Annotated in this window: 1 protein-coding gene; it reads right to left on the reverse strand. The window is 67.5% G+C overall.

From position 1 onward, the window contains the following. The coding region (locus IG178_RS24780; protein WP_193215246.1) for an L-lactate permease at window positions 1–286 on the reverse strand (286 nt) is incomplete at both ends.

Consider the following 286-nt stretch of genomic DNA (forward strand, 5'->3'; position numbering starts at 1 on the left):
CGAGGTGTCCGACCCGGTCACTGCGGTGCCGACCCAGCCGAGCACCGGGGAGAAGAACGCGAAGGCCGCGCCCAGCCCGGCCACGAACGTGCCGATCGCCAGGGTCTGCCCGGAGAAGTTCATGACGTAGGCCAGGGCCAGCACAGAGACGATCGTCAGCGCGGAGAACCGCATCTTGTACATGCAGGCCGCGATCTCCCGCAGCCCCTTGCCGATCGTCATGGGGAAGCGGCCGCCGTGCGTGAACACGGAGTAGATCACCGTGACGAGCAGCCCGGTGATCAGC

The sequence above is a fragment of the Neoluteolibacter marinus genome (genome assembly GCF_014904755.1).
Lineage (GTDB): Bacteria > Verrucomicrobiota > Verrucomicrobiia > Verrucomicrobiales > Akkermansiaceae > Haloferula > Haloferula marina.